Annotated in this window: 1 protein-coding gene; it reads left to right on the forward strand. The window is 49.0% G+C overall.

All coding sequences use genetic code 11. The features are described 5' to 3' along the window. Positions 1-464 (forward strand): IS3 family transposase (locus tag ACT3TC_RS17130; protein ID WP_444641159.1); only part of this gene is annotated, 464 nt, incomplete at its 5' end. Positions 465-473: the final 9 nt, after the last annotated feature.

Genomic DNA, 473 nt, shown 5'->3' on the forward strand with positions numbered 1-473 from the left:
ATATCACCTACTTGGCGACGGGTGAAGGTTGGCTTTATCTTGCTGTGCTAATTGATCTTTACTCTCGCAAAGTCGTTGGTTGGGCAATGAGCGAGCGTATGACGGCAGATCTTGTCTGTGATGCACTACAAATGGCGCTATGGAAACGTAAAATGCCAACAGGCGTGATCGTCCATTCAGATCGAGGTGGTCAGTACTGTTCGACGCTGTATCAGTCGCTACTGACGCGACATGAACTCAAGTGCAGTATGAGCGCGAAAGGCAACTGTTATGATAACGCCTGTGCCGAAAGCTTCTTTCACAGCCTCAAGGTGGAAGCGATCCACGGCGAGAACTTTAAAACGCGAGATATGATGAGACGCCAGGTGTTTGAATACATCGAACTGGACTACAACAAGCAACGACGGCACAGTGCTATAGGGATGATCAGCCCAGAGGCGTTTGAAGTCCGAATGATCGCTTAAACGAGTGTC

It is taken from the genome of Halomonas sp. AOP27-A1-41 (assembly GCF_052378605.1).
GTDB lineage: Bacteria > Pseudomonadota > Gammaproteobacteria > Pseudomonadales > Halomonadaceae > Vreelandella > Vreelandella citrativorans.